This is a genomic window from Aidingimonas lacisalsi (assembly GCF_008079445.1).
Classification (GTDB): domain Bacteria; phylum Pseudomonadota; class Gammaproteobacteria; order Pseudomonadales; family Halomonadaceae; genus Aidingimonas; species Aidingimonas lacisalsi.
In genome coordinates, this window is the sequence record NZ_VRYH01000006.1 from 211,524 (window position 1) to 227,102 (window position 15,579).

Genomic DNA, 15,579 nt, shown 5'->3' on the forward strand with positions numbered 1-15,579 from the left:
TGGAGACTGCCATGCACCCGCCGAGAATCCTCCTGGGCGTCAATATCGACCATGTTGCGACGTTACGTCAGGCGCGCGGTACGCGTTACCCGGATCCCGTTCAAGCCGCGATGATGGCCGAGGAAGCCGGCGCCGATGGCATTACGGTGCATTTGCGTGAGGACCGTCGCCACATCCAGGAGCGTGATGTCAGGCTGCTGGCCGAGACACTCAATACACGCATGAACCTGGAAATGGCTGTCGTGGATGACATGGTGACGTTGGCTGAGGCGTTGCAACCGGCCAACGTATGTCTCGTCCCTGAAAAGCGTGAGGAACTGACGACCGAGGGCGGGCTCGATGTCGTCGGCCAGCAACACGCTCTCGAAGCCGTGTGCCAGCGCTTGAGCGATGCAGGATGTACGGTATCGTTATTCATCGATCCTGATGTAGAGCAGATCCGGGGTGCGCATCGAGTGGGGGCGTCCGTTGTTGAATTACACACTGGTGCTTACGCCGATGGCGGTGATTCGACCCGGGCCGAGTATGAGCGTCTGGTGAGGGCGGCCGAATTGGCGTTCGATCTGGGACTGACCGTCAATGCGGGACATGGCCTGAATTACCATAATGTCGAAGCGATTGCGGCCCTTCCCGGTATTCATGAACTGAATATTGGGCACGCCATCATTGCGAGGGCCCTGTTCGTCGGCATGAAGGAGGCCGTGACCGAAATGAGGCGCCTGGCGATAGCGGGTCAGGAAGCCGGCCTGGTGGCGGCCATGGCATCGCACGATCATGACCACGACTGAAGACGATGATTATCGGGATTGGTAATGACATCGTGCATGTCTCGCGCTGCGAGGCGGTATTGGCACGTCACGGAGAACGCGCAGTGGAACGGCTGCTGGGCGAGCGCGAACGTATCCGTCTGAGTGGGCACCGCCAACCCGGTGCCTACCTGGCCAAGCGATTCGCCGCCAAGGAGGCGTTCGTCAAGGCATTGGGGTTAGGGTTGCGGCACGGCATGCGGTGGACGGATATCCAAGTCGTGAACGATTCCCTGGGACGTCCTGTCATGCTGTTGGATGGGCGAGCACGGGCACTTGCCGATGCCGCTCAGGTGCGGTGCATTCATGTGTCATTGTCCGATGAGAAGGACCTGGCATCGGCCGTCGTGGTGCTGGAATCCTGATCCCCAGCGTCAGGTAGGCTCGTGCGATGACTGGTTTGCCAACTGCGAAGTTCTGCCATGGCACGAAACAATGCATCAAGAAGGTCATCGATGTCTGCCGACCCATTCACGCGTAACCGCGTTTCCAGAGTTTCCGCCAGTAGCGCCAGGCGTGGGACACCGCAGTAGCGGCAGGCGCCATTCAATTGGTGCACGATGTCGAGCAGGGTGTCCCGGTCACCGTGCTCACGGGCGTATGCCAATGCCGGTTCGCTTTCGTCGAGTTCCGCAACCAGTTGGTCGAGCATCGTGACAGCCAGGCTCGCGTTACCGCCCGCCAGGCGAATGCCCATCTCATGGTCGACGATGGCGAGATCGTTGCTGGTGGCGGTGACGGTGCGGTCCGGAACGGGCTGGGGCTGGCTCGCCGGCTCACTGTCCTTGTCCAGACCGAGATAATCATTGAGCATTCGCATCAGGTCATCGATCTGGATTGGCTTGATCAGCACATCGTGCATCCCGACGTTCAAGAGGCGACGGCGTTCGTCCTCCAAGGCATGCGCAGTGACGGCGATGACAGGACAGTGACGCCAACGCCCGGTGAGACGGCGCAGGCTCCGCAGCGTTTCGACCCCATCCATGCCCTCCATGCGTATGTCCATCAGGACCAGGTCGGCGTCCTGTTCTTGTGCCAGGGCAATCGCTTCTTCGCCGCTGGTGGCAAGCAGGGTCTCGATCCCCAGTCCTTTAAGCGTCTCATGAATCAGTAAACGGTTGGACGCGCTATCGTCGACGATCAGGACTCGTGTCCGACGGGCATCGCTCAACGGGCTGGCGTCTGTGGTCGTTGTATCATGCGCCTGTTGGGGGCCAGCCGTTAACAAGCGCTGGATGCTGTCGGCGAGCGTTCGGCGTGACAAGGGCTTGGTCAATACGTCGCTGGCGTCGGCCAGGGAGGCATCTCGCGTATCGACCGGGCTGGCATTGAGGAGTATCAAGGTCGGACATGTCGCGCATTGCGGGATATCACTTTCCTGCGTGCCGAGTGACCGATTCTCATGTTGCCGGTCATGCAGGTTCATGATGCATAGTGCAGGAGAGTCGTCATGCTGCAGTGCTGCCGGGGAAGTCACTCTGGCTCCCCAATGGCTCAACAGATGGGTCAAGGCTCTGCGTGTGGGCGGATGGGACTCCTGCAGGACGATCAGCGCGTCATCCAGCACCATTTCCGGCGCTCGCTCGTCGAGGCTCGTGGCTTGCAACGGCAGGGTGAAACTGAAGGTAGAGCCTTTGCCAGGTTGGCTGTCGACATCGATATCGCCCCCCATCTGCTCAAGCAACTGGCGACAGATCTTCAAACCCAAACCGGTGCCGCCATACTGGCGTGTATCGCTGATACTGGCTTGGCTGAAGGCTTTGAACAGGCGCTGGTGGTAGTCGGGCGACAGCCCGATCCCCGTGTCACTGACAGTGACTTTCAGAACGACGCGCCATGTCGTCTCATCGCCTTCCTTTTCGGTCATCGAGCTCCGCTCTTGAATGTCTTCCAGCATTACCCGGACGATGATATCGCCCTGCTGGGTGAACTTGATGGCGTTGTGAACCAGGTTCGTCAGGACTTGCTTGATGCGTAACGGATCCCCCTGAAGTTGGGCGGGGACGTCATCATAGACCAGACCGAGCAGGTGCAGGTCTTTTTCGTGTGCCTGGGGCGCCTGAAGGCCGAGAACGTCATCGACCAGCGTGACCATGTCGAGGGTGACCGACTCCAGTTCCAACTTGCCGGCTTCCAGCTTGGAAAAGTCCAGGATATCGTTGATTAGCGACAACAGGCTTTCCGAGGCATTCTGCACATGCCCTAGCCAATCGCGCTGTCTGGCTTCCAGTCGGGAACGGTCGAGGAGTTGGCAAAAGCCGATGATGCCATTGAGGGGAGTGCGAATCTCATGGCTGATGTTGGCCAGGAATTCGGATTTTATCTGATTGGCATCGAGCGCCCGCCGATGAGCCATATCGAGTTCGATATTCTGGATCTCGATGGTTTCCATCGACTCCTGCAACTCTTGGGTGGTTTGCTCTATGTGGCGCTGTGTGTCTTCCTTGGCGTCTTGCTGCCGTCGGGCCAAGGCATTGATCTTGGTCGATAGCTCCGCCAATTCAGCAGGTCCGCTGGCGTCGAGTGGCGTAAAGGGTTCATCCGTATAGAGTCTGGCGAGTGCCTGATGTAACGAGGTTATGAAGCGGGAGATTCGTCGACTGAAGAGATAGACGAAAATGGCGATGGGGACGGCCGTGATGAGAAAGACCAGCCCCATCAAGCTCAGAAAATGGTAAGTCCCCAGAGCCAGGGCGACGGTATCGGCCTCCATTTCGAGCCAGACCGGTGGGGCGTCGTCTTGTGTCGCCAATGGCATGTCCAGTCGCCATGGCGGTCCATCGGTCTCGAGGCGTGTCGATTCGGGAACCGATGCGGCTGGCCGAGCGGGATGTTGTCCGAGCTGCAGCAGTGTCTCTCCATCACCGGTTCTGAGAGAGACTGACTGCACGTCGTCGATGTTCAAGAGCCGTTTGGCCAATGGCCGCAGTTCCGTCTGCAACGCCTCGGTTGGAGCGAGGTCGTCACTGTCATGGCGCGCCAGGATGGCACTCAATGATGGTGCCAGTATGTCGGCATTGCTGATCAGGGATTCACTCAGAGCGCTTCGACGTTGCTGAATGTCATTGAATATGGCCAGGGCGGCTACCAGTATTGCCGCGGCAAGCGGCAAACCCAGTAATAAAGCGATCAAACGGGACTTCAACGACATGCTTCGCCATCCGATACCGGCAATGAAAACGCGTAGTATGCCACCAGGTCGCGGCAGCGCTATCGCTGTTGTCTCATCTTCCACAGCGATATAATTCCGTCAGACGATACCATAAGGATGCTTGTATGGCTTTTCCCACCCTCGAGGATGCGGTCGGCAATACGCCGTTAGTGCGACTAAAGCGCATTACAGCGGGTCGCAACAATACGCTGCTGGCCAAACTGGAAGGCAATAACCCCGCAGGGTCGGTCAAAGACCGACCTGCACTGTCGATGCTAGCCGAAGCCGAGGCGCGCGGTGACATCCAAAACGGCGACACCTTGATCGAGGCGACATCCGGGAATACCGGGATTGCACTTGCCATGGCCGCGGCGATCAAGGGATATCGCATGGTCCTAGTCATGCCGGAGAGTGCCTCCAGCGAACGCAAGCAAGCCATGGCGGCTTATGGTGCCGAACTGGTCACGGTGACCAAGGAATCCGGTATGGAAGGGGCGCGTGATCTAGCCCAGGAGATGATACTCAGGGGCGAGGGTAAACCGCTCGATCAGTTCGCCAATTCCGATAACCCCTTGTCGCATTATCGGACCACGGGGCCTGAGGTCTGGCGGCAGACCAATGGTGACATTACTCACTTCGTGAGTTCCATGGGCACGACGGGGACCATCATGGGGGTGTCTCAGTATCTCAAGGAACAGCGCGACTCGATCCAGATCATCGGTCTACAACCCGAGGATGGTGCCACCATCGCCGGTATACGACGGTGGCCCGAGGCGTACCTCCCATCCATCTTCGATGCGTCGCGTGTCGATCGGGTCGTGGATATCGGACAGGCCGAGGCCGAAACGCACATGCGACGCCTAGCACGTGAGGAAGGTATCCTGGCAGGGGTCTCGTCGGGCGGTGCGCTGGCGGGTGCACTGCGTATCGCCGAAGAAACTGAAAATGCCGTGATCGTCTTCATCGTTTGTGATCGCGGCGATCGTTATCTGTCAACCGGGCTGTACGCCCCGGATCACTGATATGGCCATGTTAGGCAAAAGGCGTCCCGCGCGTAATCCGGACAGGTCACGGACGACGCGGCAGGAGCAGCGCAGTGACGCGGATGAACCGGGAGTGGAGGTGTTACGGCTGGCTCACGATGGTCGTGGTGTGGCGCGCTCCCGGAGTGGCAAGACGATGTTCGTCGAGCGGGCGTTGCCAGGCGAACGCGTATCCATCGCGGTGCACCACGCCCGTCGACGCTATGATGAGGCACATGTACGCGAGATCATGCGCGCCTCGACGGATCGTCAGACGCCGGAATGCGAGTATTTCGGGCGTTGTGGCGGTTGTGATCTGCAGCACATGGTTCTGAGCGCTCAGCGGGAGCACAAGCGTTCCGTGCTGTGTGAGCAACTGGCACGTCATCGGATCGTGCTGGACGATGACCCGATAATGGTGGCGACCGAGGGGTTCGGTTACCGGCGACGGGCCCGTTTAGGGGTCAAGGTCGATGCGACAGGACAGGTTCACTGTGGTTTTCGTGCTGCCGGAAGCCGACATTTGGTCGACATCGCGCATTGCGCCATTCTGGTGCCATCGTTGTCGTCTCTCTTGACGCCCTTGTCGGCGGTACTGTCATCCCTGGAAGCGCCCCATCTTGTTGGCCATGTCGAGTTGCTGGATAGCGAGGCCGGGGGCTGCGTCATCGTCCGCCAGTTACGACCACACCCTGAAGATGAACGTCGCTGGCGCACATGGGCATCGTCTAACGACGTGCACCTGGGCTGGTTAGCCGGCCGTCAGGAGCCCATACTCCAGTGGGCCGGAGGAGTGACGCCCCGGTTGTATTATCGCCTCGCCACTGGCTCGCGGGAGTTGCATATCGGTTTTAAGCCCGGTGATTTCCTGCAGGTGAATGCGGAAGTCAACCAGTGCTTGATCGATACCGTCATTCATTGGGTGAGACCGTTCATCACCGGTGGAGACGTCCTCGACCTGTTTGCCGGTGTCGGTAATTTCAGCTTGGCGATGGCCGTGGACGCGGCAAGCGTGACCGGGGTGGAAGGTAGTGCGGCCATGGTGGAGCGACTAGCCGACAATGCGCGTCACAATGCACTGGATAATGTCATTTCGCATCAAGGGGATCTGATGCAGACCGTGGATGTCGACAGGCTGTTGGCAGCGTCATGCTGGGATCTGGTGATCCTGGACCCGCCACGCGGGGGAGCCGACATACTGTGTCAGGCTCTTGCCGAGCGCCAACCCAAGCGTATCCTGTACATCTCATGCGATCCGGCGACGTTGGCTCGCGATGCGGCATGCCTTGTGCAAGGTGGATACCGCATCACGGCAAGCGCCATCGCCGATATGTTTTCCCAGACCGCGCATCTGGAATCGGCATTGTTGTTCGAAACGGTTCACGCTCGGCCATAAGGAAGGAGGGAACCACCGCAATGGTGAAAGTGCGCGAAGATCAGCCATTGACCGAATCGGGGGCAGTCGATATCGAGCAATGGCTGGAGCGATTGCAGGAGGACGTCTGCCTGCGCGATGTCGCGCAGATGCGCCAAGCGTGCGAGATGGCCGATCGGGTGGCGCGCGAAGCAGAGCAACCGCACAAGGCATGGTTGAACGAAGGCTCGAGTTTTCGCATGGGGCTGGAAATGGCCGATATCCTGGGCGAGCTCAAGCTGGACCAGGAGACATTGGAAGCTGCGGTATTGTACCGGGCGGTTCGTGAAGGCCAGACCGACGTTGCCACGATCACCAAGCAGTTCGGCACGGAAGTGGCCGACTTGATCGAGGGCGTCTTGCACATGGCTGCGATCAGTCCGCAGCAGGCACCTAGCGAAAGCCTGTCACAGCACAATCAGCAGGAAAACCTGCGCAAGATGCTGGTCACGATGATCGACGACGTGCGCGTGGCCTTGATCAAGATCGCCGAACGAACCTGTGCCTTGCGGCAGGTCAAGGATACGACCCGTGACAAGCGACTGCGCGTTGCGCGAGAGGTTTTCGATATATATGCCCCACTCGCCCATCGTCTGGGTATCGGTCATTTGAAATGGGAGCTCGAGGATCTCTCATTTCGATACCTGCATGAGTCCGAGTACAAATCCATTGCACATCAACTGGCCGAGAAGCGGTTGGCTCGTGATCGCTATATCCATGATGTGGTGGAGACGCTAAAGGGACTGCTGGTGGCACAAGGCATCTCCCGTTGTGACGTCGACGGACGCGCTAAGCACATCTATTCGATCTGGCGCAAGATGAAGCGCAAGGGGATCGACTTTTCTCAAGTCTATGATGTTCGCGCCGTGCGTATTCTGGTTCCCGAAGTGGCCGATTGCTACACCGCGTTAGGCATCGTGCATTCGCAATGGCATCACGTGCCTCGCGAATTCGATGATTATATCGCCAACCCCAAGAAGAATGGCTATCAATCGCTGCATACGGCGGTACTGGGGCCGGAAAACAAGGTGCTGGAGATCCAGATACGCACCTTTGCCATGCATGAGGAAGCCGAGCTCGGTGTCTGTGCACACTGGCGTTACAAAGGCCACGACACCGGTACCAAGAGCCGAGGCTATGAAGAGAAAATCGCCTGGCTGCGTCAGGTCCTCGAATGGCAAGAGGAAGTCGGCGATGTCGGCAACCTGAGCGAAGGGCTGAACAGTGATGTCGCACCTGATCGTATCTATGTCTTCACCCCGGATGGGCATGTCATCGATATGCCCAAGCAGGCGACTCCTATCGATTTCGCGTACCGGGTGCATACGGAAATCGGTCATCGTTGCCGTGGCGCCAAGGTGAATGGGCGTATCGTGCCTCTTACCTACCGGTTGGACACTGGGCAGCAGGTCGAGATACTGACAGCCACCAAGGGCGGACCCAGCCGTGACTGGCTGAATCCGTCATTGGGCTTCGTCCAGACCTCCCGGGCTCGTGCCAAGATCCAGGCCTGGTTCAAGCAACAGGCACGCGATCAGAATCTGGAGGAAGGCAAGGCCCTGTTCGACAAGGAGATGAAACGTCTCGACATCGAGGATATGGACCTTGATGCGCTGGCCCGCCAGGTCAATTACACCACGCCCAATGATATGTACGCGGCGTTGGGTGCGGGGGACCTGCGGGTGGGGCAAGTATTGCACCAGGCGCAACAGCTGTTTGGTGAAACGGATGATCAGGAACAGTTGGATCGACTGCTGGCCAAGCCGAGACGAATGCCCAGCAAGGAGTCCAGCGATGGTATCACCGTGCTGGGAGTCGGTAACCTCAAGACCAGCATGGCCAACTGTTGTCACCCCGTTCCGGGGGAAGCCATCGTTGGTTTCATCACGCAAGGTCGCGGCGTGACCATTCATCGTCAGGATTGTCCCAACCTGCTGCAGTTACGTGTCGATGAGCCTAAACGGATCGTGGATGTCGAGTGGGGAGAGAAAGCGCAAACGCAATATCCGGTCGATATCCAGGTCGAGGCATGGGACCGCTCCGGGTTGTTACGCGACGTGACCAATGTACTCAGCAATGACAAGGTCAATGTATTGTCGGTCAATACGCTGACCAACCAGGACGACGGCATTGCCTGCATGACCATCACCGTGGAAGTCGATGGGCTCGAGACATTGGGGCGACTGTTTTCACGTATTCAGCAACTGCCCAATGTCACCGACGTCAAACGGCTACGTACGGGTGGAGGCGGCAAAAAGTCTCGCAAGCCCACCAAGACTGGAAAAGGACAGTAGGCATGAGCGGAAATCGCTATCGACTCGACGATTTGCTGACCCTGATGTCGGTACTGCGTGATGAGCAACAAGGCTGTCCCTGGGACGTGAAACAGAACTGGGACAGTATCGTGCCGCATACGCTCGAGGAAGCCTACGAAGTGGCCGATGCCATCGAACGGCGCGCTTTCGATGAGTTGCCGGGGGAGTTGGGTGATCTACTGTTCCAGGTGGTGTATTACAGTCAGTTCGCCAGCGAGGAGGCGCGCTTCGACTTCCATGACGTCGTGCATGACGTGACCGTCAAGATGGTGCGACGACATCCGCATGTCTTTCCCGATGGCATATTGTCATCACGCCGAATGGACACCCCGGCAGCAGAAGTGACCACCTCTCGGGTCAAACATCGGTGGGAATCTCTCAAGGCCGAAGAACGCGCCCAACGAGAAGCGACTTCTGTGCTGGATGATGTGCCACGAACGCTGCCGGCGCTGTCGCGAGCCGCAAAACTGTCCAAGCGGGCCGCGACGGTAGGTTTCGATTGGCCGGATAGCCAGGGAGTATTCGACAAGATTCGCGAAGAGTTGGCCGAGGTCGAGGAGGCAATGGCGGCAGGACATCATGATCAGGCTTGCGAGGAAGTCGGTGATCTGCTGTTTGCTGTCGTCAATCTGTCACGAACGCTCAAGGCCGATCCTGAACGTTGCCTGCGCGATACCAATGCCAAATTCGAGTACCGGTTTCGGTATCTGGAATCCGTCCTGCAGGCTGAGGGGCTACAGCCTGGCGAGGTCAGCCTGGAACGTATGGAACGGCACTGGCAAGCGGCCAAACGACAGTCATCCAACACCGATATCCCTCGCACGCAGGACAACGTCACTCAAGAGGAGGGGACGAAGTGAGTCACGATCTTCACGAGTCATTGCGGGACAATGTGCGCGTGCTGGGCGATAGCCTGGGACGTACCATTGCCGACGATCAAGGCGAAGCCTTCGTCGATAAGATTGAAGCCATTCGAGCCTATGCCAAAGAGGGACGTCAGGGGGAGCCCGAAGGAAGGCAAGCCCTGATCGAGTATTTGCGCCGACTGGAGGACCGGGATTTGCTGCCCGTTACGCGGGCCTTCAACCAGTTCCTGAATCTGGCCAACATCGCCGAGCAGCATTATCGTGCCCGCTTCCGTCGAGTCGAGGATTACAAGCCGGGATCGCAGCCGGCGCTGGGTGAATTGCTGGAGAGGGCCAAGAACAAAGGATACGCATCAAGGAAGCTCGTCGAGACGCTGGCCGGGATGCGAGTGGATCTTGTCTTGACGGCCCATCCCACTGAAGTCATCCGGCGGACGCTGATCCAGAAATACGACGCCATCGATGATTGCCTGACGGCGATCGAAGGAGCGGCGGAGTCACCGGAGAAAGCCAACCGGGCTCATGGTCGGCTGGAAGAGTTGATCAGTCAGGCATGGCATACCGATGAGATTCGCCACGAGCGTCCGACGCCGGTGGATGAAGCCAAATGGGGGTTCGCCGTCATAGAGAACTCGCTGTGGCAGGCGGTGCCGGATTTTCACCGTGATCTCGACAACCTGCTGCTCGATGCGGCCGGCGAACGTTTACCCCTGGATGCTGCGCCACTGCGCTTCGCATCCTGGATGGGGGGGGATCGTGACGGCAATCCGAACGTGACGGCCGATGTCACCAGTGAAGTCTTGCTGCTCGGTCGCTGGATGGCGGCCGATCTGTATCTGCGTGATCTCGAGCAACTCAAGGCTGAACTGTCTATGTGGCGAGCCAACAGCGCCTTGCGTGCCGAGGTCGGCGACGAAGCCGAACCGTATCGAGCGCTACTCAAGCGTCTGGCCGCTCGTGTCGAGGCCACGCGTGACTGGGCCAAGGCCTGCCTGGATGGCCAACCCTATGAAGGAGGCCCGATCATTGAGCATCGCGACCAACTCTATGCACCTCTATTGACCTGCTATCGCTCTCTCTGCGATGTAGGGCTGGATACTATCGCCAATGGCATCCTGCTCGATACATTGCGCCGTGTCGCTGTGTTCGGCGTTACGTTGACGCGTCTCGATATTCGGCAGGATGCGGCGCGCCATAGCCAGGTATTCGAAGAACTGACCGAATTTCTCGGCATTGGCCATTATCGCGACTGGAGTGAATTACAGCGTCAGGAATTCCTGTTGCAGGAGCTCGAGTCGGCGCGTCCACTGATTCCGCGGCGTTGGGAGTGTTCCACCGAGACCCGCGAGGTGCTCGACACCTTCCGCGTGATCGCACGTGAACAGAGCGAAGCATTGGGAACCTATGTCATCTCGATGGCGGCACAGCCTTCCGATGTCCTGGCGGTAGCGCTGCTGATGAAGGAGGTCGGTGGCGACGTGCGTCTGCCGATTGCGCCGTTGTTCGAAACACTCGACGATCTTAACCGGTCCGGCGATGTCATTGACCGCTTGCTGGCGCTACCCGGTTACCGACGGCTGGTGGGCGATGCTCAGGAAGTGATGATCGGCTATTCGGACTCGGCCAAGGATGCCGGCCAACTGGCAGCGGCCTGGGCCCAATACCGGGCACAGGAAACACTGGTCGATATCTGTCATGCCCACGGCGTCGGTCTGACGCTGTTCCATGGCCGAGGCGGCACGGTAGGCCGCGGTGGCGGGCCGGCTCATGCCGCCATTTTGTCCCAGCCGCCGGGGTCGGTGAATGGCAGTCTGCGGGTGACCGAGCAGGGCGAAATGATACGTTTCAAGTTCGGTCAGCCCGATATCGCACTGCGGTCGATGGAAATCTATGCGTGTGCCGTGCTGGAAGCGACTCTGTTGCCACCTCCGGCGCCCAAACCAGAATGGCGTGAAGAGATGGATCATCTCGCTGAGGTCGCTCATCGGGGATATGTCGGTGTCGTACGGGAGAACTCGGATTTCGTGCCCTACTTTCGTGCTGTCACACCGGAGAGTGCCTTGGGCCGTTTGCCGCTCGGCTCACGACCGACCAAACGGCGTCAGGACGGTGGCGTCGAAACGTTGCGAGCGATTCCCTGGATTTTCGCCTGGACCCAGACGCGCTTGATGCTGCCGGCCTGGTTGGGCAGCGGAGAAGCGTTCAACGCACGGCTGGAAGAAGCAGGCGGCCTGGAGCGGTTGCGGGAAATGCGTGCCGAGTGGCCGTTCTTCGGTACCTATCTCGACATGCTCGAAATGCTGTCGGCCAAGGCGGATGTGGATATCGCCGCTTACTATGAGCGTCGTCTGGTCGATGAGCCATCCTTGCTGGAACTGGGGAGCGAATTGCGCAACCGGTTTACGCGTTTGCAGACAGCCTTGCTGGAGATCCTCGATCAGCAGGAATTGCTCGAGAATACACCACTGATTCGCCAGGCTATCGAAGTACGCAACCCGTACATCGATCCATTACATGGTTTGCAGGCGGAACTGTTGCAGCGCAACCGGGATGCCGATGGCGCCATCAGTCACGAGTTGTCTCGCGCACTGATGGTGACCATGGCGGGGATCGCTGCCGGGCTGCGCAACACGGGCTGACGTGGTGACGGTTTGGCAGCCTACAGTTCGCGGCCGAGAATGACCTGGCAGATTTCGGCAAATGTCCGGGCTTCCGGCAACTGGGGGAGTTCGATATCCAGTGCACGTCCAATGTCGGCGGCCGAGACGAGCCCCCGCAGACGCTGTCCCTTGGCCGTATCGTGTTCGATGATCAGCAGGTGTTGGTCGCCATGGGTCTGCAACGCTCTGATCAGGTCCCCGATCGTCATGGCGTCGAGCTGGTTCAAGGACAGGCCGTGGAGATTGCTGCAGGATGTCTGCACCATCCCGACCGTGACTTCGTGACGGGGAATGTCGAACCGTTGCATGGCCTGAGTGATACGACGTCCACCGATCAGGTCCCGGGAATTGACAACACCGTTGCACTCCCCGGCACCGTCGACGACCAGCAAGAGACGAACGCCACTGGCTTTCATGATTTCCTGGGCATAGCGGGTCGGTGTGTTGGCCGGCACCGTCAGCGCCGGAGACAGCGAGAAATCGGTCAGGATGCTGCGTGCGGGACTATCGGCTGAGAGGTTGGTACGCGTCGCGGGGCGGCGGATGGAAAGTGAGCCGTGCAGTGATTCCAGCGAGGGTAGAGAGCGTGTCATGACATTCATCGGGTACCTCCAATAAGGTGAACGATGTCAGTGGGCGGACCGCGTGTTGTGACCGCTGTGTGTCCGATATGAGTCAGTATTTCATGCTTTCCTTAACACAGGCTTAAGCCTCGAAGGGCATGGCCAGCGGCATCGCAAACCTCTACCGGACTCGGCGGAATGTCGCAGAATAATGAGGGAGTGACATGCGGGTATTGCTGGTTGAGGACGACCCCTTGTTGGGCGATGGCATAAAATCGGCGTTGTTGCGTGAGGGGTATGCCGTCGATTGGATGACGCATGGATGCGATGCCTTGGCTGCGCTACGCACGGAAGCGTTTTCGCTGGTGGTGCTGGATCTGGGGTTACCGGATATCGATGGCATTGAGGTATTGACCGAGATGCGCCGTCTCAGTGGCCTGCCGATCTTGATCCTGACCGCCCGCGATACCGTCGATGCACGCATTCGTGGGCTCGATTCGGGGGCCGACGACTATGTCATGAAGCCTTTCGATCTGCAGGAGTTGCTGGCCAGGCTGCGAGTGATTACCCGGCGTGCCGAAGGCAGGGCATCGCAGCGGCTCGAGCTGGGCAACCTGTCGATCGATGAAGCGAGTCATCGAGTGATCTGGTACGGGCAGGAAATCAGTTTGGGGCGGCGTGAGTTTGCCTTGCTGCTGGAGTTGGCGCGGCATCACGACCAGGTGTTGCCCCGTCCGCGACTGGAGAGTCTTCTCTATGGATGGGGCGAAGAACTTGAATCCAATGCCCTGGAAGTGCATGTACATCACTTGCGCAAGAAACTTGGCAAATCGTTGATCGTGACCGTTCGCGGTATCGGTTATCGCTTGGATAGCCAGGCGACATGATTTCTATTCAGCGCTATCTCTCCCGTACCCTGGCATTGGTCTTCGTGATCGTGACGTTGGTGACCGTAACCGCTGCCTATGTGATCACCGACCATGAACTGGAGAACATGCTCGATGCCGAACTGGGATTGAGCGGTCGAATCGTCTCGGGGCTACTGGCTCCCGGCATGACGTCGGACGATCTCGCCCCTATCGTCGAACGGTTGCACCAGCCGGACCAGCCCGCCAGATTTTACCGCGATGGCGAAGAGCAACCGACCTCCCGGGAACAGGCCACGCTCTATCACCATGAGGAGCGCAAATTGGCCATCGGCATTTGGGAGGATGGCGGCGAGCCACGTCTACATGGCGGCGGCTGGCATGCGTCGCCTCCGCCCCCTCCCGCGAGTGAAGGTTACGAATGGCTGACTCATGAAGGCAGCGAGTGGCGGGTACTCAGCCTTTTCGATGCCGAGAGCGGCTTTTGGCTGCGTATCGGTATTCGCCAGGATTTCCAGCAGGCGCTGGTGGCGCGGGTGACGCTCAATCACCTGATACCGATGGCCATTCTGTTGCCGCTGCTGCTATGGATCATGACGCGCATCATTCGGCGCGGCTTGCGCCCCATTACGACACTTTCCAACCAGGTGCAGGCACGCAATGCGCGGGATATGAGCACGATCCAGACAGTGGTGCCCGGCGAACTGCGGGCGCTCAGGGACTCGGTCAATGGTTTCATCATTCGTCTCGAAGCGGCTCTGGAACGAGAGCGGCGCTTCACGGCCGATGCTGCGCACGAGCTTCGCACACCGCTAGCCGCACTGAAGATCCAGCTGGACAATGCCATTGCCGGTGAACATGACGCCTTGCACAAGGCATATGGCGGAATTGAACGGTTGCAACGCGTGGTGGAGCAATTGTTGACCCTGGCACGGCTGGATAGCCATGACGGGAGACCGCTTACGTCGGTCGATTTGCCGGCACTGGTCATGGAGTTGGCGGCTGAACTCTGGCCGCTGGCGGAAGCGCATGATCAGACGCTGCAGGTAGCCGATTCACCACGTCTGACCGTGCAGGGAGATGTAACCGAGCTGGGCATCCTGATACGCAACCTGCTCGACAACGCCCTGCGATATACGCCGGCGGGAGGCACCGTCGAGGTGGTGTGGGGTGAGGATCAGGGGCACCCCTGGCTGGCAATTCGTGACACCGGTCCGGGGATACCGGAGGCGTTGCTGGAGGCCGTGACCGAGCGCTTTCGGCGCGTATCCAGGCAACGCATCCAGGGCAGCGGCCTGGGATTATCCATCGTCGTCGAATTGGCCAGACGACAACGCGTTCGTCTGAGTCTCGGCAATCGGGAGCGGGGAGGACTCGAAGCCCGTCTGGACTGGGTGCCTCAGCAGGCTCAATGAATATCCTGCGCCCCGCCGTGCGGCTCGTCGTGCAAGCATAGTTGGTGATCGCTGAGCACTTCGATGACTCGGCATTCATCCACGGAGCCGCCCTGGCATTGTGTCACCATGCGGCGCAATTCATCGCGAAGCGCCGCGAGCCTCGCCAGGCGCGCCTCGACCTCGCGCAGATGGTGTCTCGCCAGGGCATCGGCTTCATCACAGGGCATGTCCGGATGGTCGGCCATCTCGAGCAATTCGCGGACCGACTCCACGGAAAAGCCAAAATCGCGAGCATGACGAATGAATGTCAAGCGTTTGACGGCATCCTCGCCATAGCGACGCTGATTCCCCTCGTTTCGTATGGCCGCAGGTAACAGGCCGATCTGTTCATAGTAGCGTATCGTTTGTACCTTGCATTGGGCCCGCTCGGCGAGTGTGCCGATACTCATGCCGGATGAGGTGACGTTCGACATTGGCGTATCTCCTCGGCTTCGACCTCTCCACTTGAACCTCTAGTGA

General features: G+C 59.1%; 12 protein-coding genes. 9 read left to right on the forward strand and 3 right to left on the reverse strand.

What is annotated here, in order from left to right:
• Window positions 1–11: 11 nt before the first annotated feature.
• Window positions 12–788, forward strand: a complete 777-nt coding sequence (pdxJ, locus tag FVV99_RS14160) for a pyridoxine 5'-phosphate synthase (RefSeq protein WP_148254731.1) — start codon at window positions 12–14, stop codon at window positions 786–788.
• A 5-nt stretch (window positions 789–793) separates the two neighbouring features.
• Window positions 794–1,171 (forward strand): holo-ACP synthase, encoded by a 378-nt coding sequence (gene acpS, locus FVV99_RS14165; protein ID WP_148254732.1) that lies wholly within the window; start codon window positions 794–796, stop codon window positions 1,169–1,171.
• On the opposite strand, the gene FVV99_RS14170 is transcribed toward acpS, so the two are convergent.
• Window positions 1,111–3,957, reverse strand: a complete 2,847-nt coding sequence (locus FVV99_RS14170; protein ID WP_148254733.1) for a response regulator — start codon at window positions 3,955–3,957, stop codon at window positions 1,111–1,113. The genes acpS and FVV99_RS14170 overlap by 61 nt on opposite strands.
• 125 nt (window positions 3,958–4,082) lie before the next feature.
• Between FVV99_RS14170 and cysM the strand changes: the two genes are divergently transcribed.
• From cysM to ppc, 5 genes are read left to right on the forward strand one after another with little or no spacing between them, the layout of a single operon-like run.
• On the forward strand, window positions 4,083–4,979 hold the full coding sequence (gene cysM / locus FVV99_RS14175) for a cysteine synthase CysM (protein ID WP_148254734.1): 897 nt from the start codon (window positions 4,083–4,085) through the stop codon (window positions 4,977–4,979).
• Between the two features lie 7 nt (window positions 4,980–4,986).
• Window positions 4,987–6,375: an RsmD family RNA methyltransferase gene (locus tag FVV99_RS14180; protein ID WP_330860676.1), complete on the forward strand. Its 1,389-nt coding sequence runs from the start codon at window positions 4,987–4,989 to the stop codon at window positions 6,373–6,375.
• Window positions 6,376–6,395: 20 nt separating this feature from the next.
• Window positions 6,396–8,687 (forward strand): GTP diphosphokinase, encoded by a 2,292-nt coding sequence (gene relA / locus FVV99_RS14185; protein ID WP_148254736.1) that lies wholly within the window; start codon window positions 6,396–6,398, stop codon window positions 8,685–8,687.
• Window positions 8,688–8,689: 2 nt separating this feature from the next.
• Complete coding sequence (gene mazG / locus FVV99_RS14190) at window positions 8,690–9,568, forward strand: nucleoside triphosphate pyrophosphohydrolase (RefSeq protein ID WP_148254737.1); 879 nt, start codon at window positions 8,690–8,692, stop codon at window positions 9,566–9,568.
• A complete protein-coding gene (gene ppc / locus FVV99_RS14195; protein WP_148254738.1) occupies window positions 9,565–12,213 on the forward strand; it encodes a phosphoenolpyruvate carboxylase in 2,649 nt (882 codons plus the stop codon). Before mazG ends, ppc begins: the two co-directional genes overlap by 4 nt.
• A 20-nt stretch (window positions 12,214–12,233) precedes the next feature.
• Here ppc and FVV99_RS14200 read toward each other — a convergent pair whose 3' ends face one another.
• Window positions 12,234–12,836 carry a CBS domain-containing protein gene (locus tag FVV99_RS14200; RefSeq protein ID WP_148254739.1) on the reverse strand — a complete coding sequence of 201 codons (603 nt, stop codon included), beginning with the start codon at window positions 12,834–12,836 and terminating at the stop codon, window positions 12,234–12,236.
• Window positions 12,837–13,021: 185 nt separating this feature from the next.
• Here FVV99_RS14200 and FVV99_RS14205 point away from each other — a divergent pair, with 185 nt between their 5' ends.
• Window positions 13,022–13,684: a response regulator gene (locus FVV99_RS14205; RefSeq protein ID WP_148254740.1), complete on the forward strand. Its 663-nt coding sequence runs from the start codon at window positions 13,022–13,024 to the stop codon at window positions 13,682–13,684.
• Window positions 13,681–15,078, forward strand: a complete 1,398-nt coding sequence (locus FVV99_RS14210) for an ATP-binding protein (RefSeq protein ID WP_148254741.1) — start codon at window positions 13,681–13,683, stop codon at window positions 15,076–15,078. Before FVV99_RS14205 ends, FVV99_RS14210 begins: the two co-directional genes overlap by 4 nt.
• Here the strand turns inward: FVV99_RS14210 and FVV99_RS14215 are convergent.
• A complete protein-coding gene (locus tag FVV99_RS14215; protein WP_148254742.1) occupies window positions 15,072–15,533 on the reverse strand; it encodes a MerR family transcriptional regulator in 462 nt (153 codons plus the stop codon). The two genes, FVV99_RS14210 and FVV99_RS14215, sit on opposite strands and share 7 nt — an antisense overlap.
• Between the last annotated feature and the right edge of the window lie 46 nt (window positions 15,534–15,579).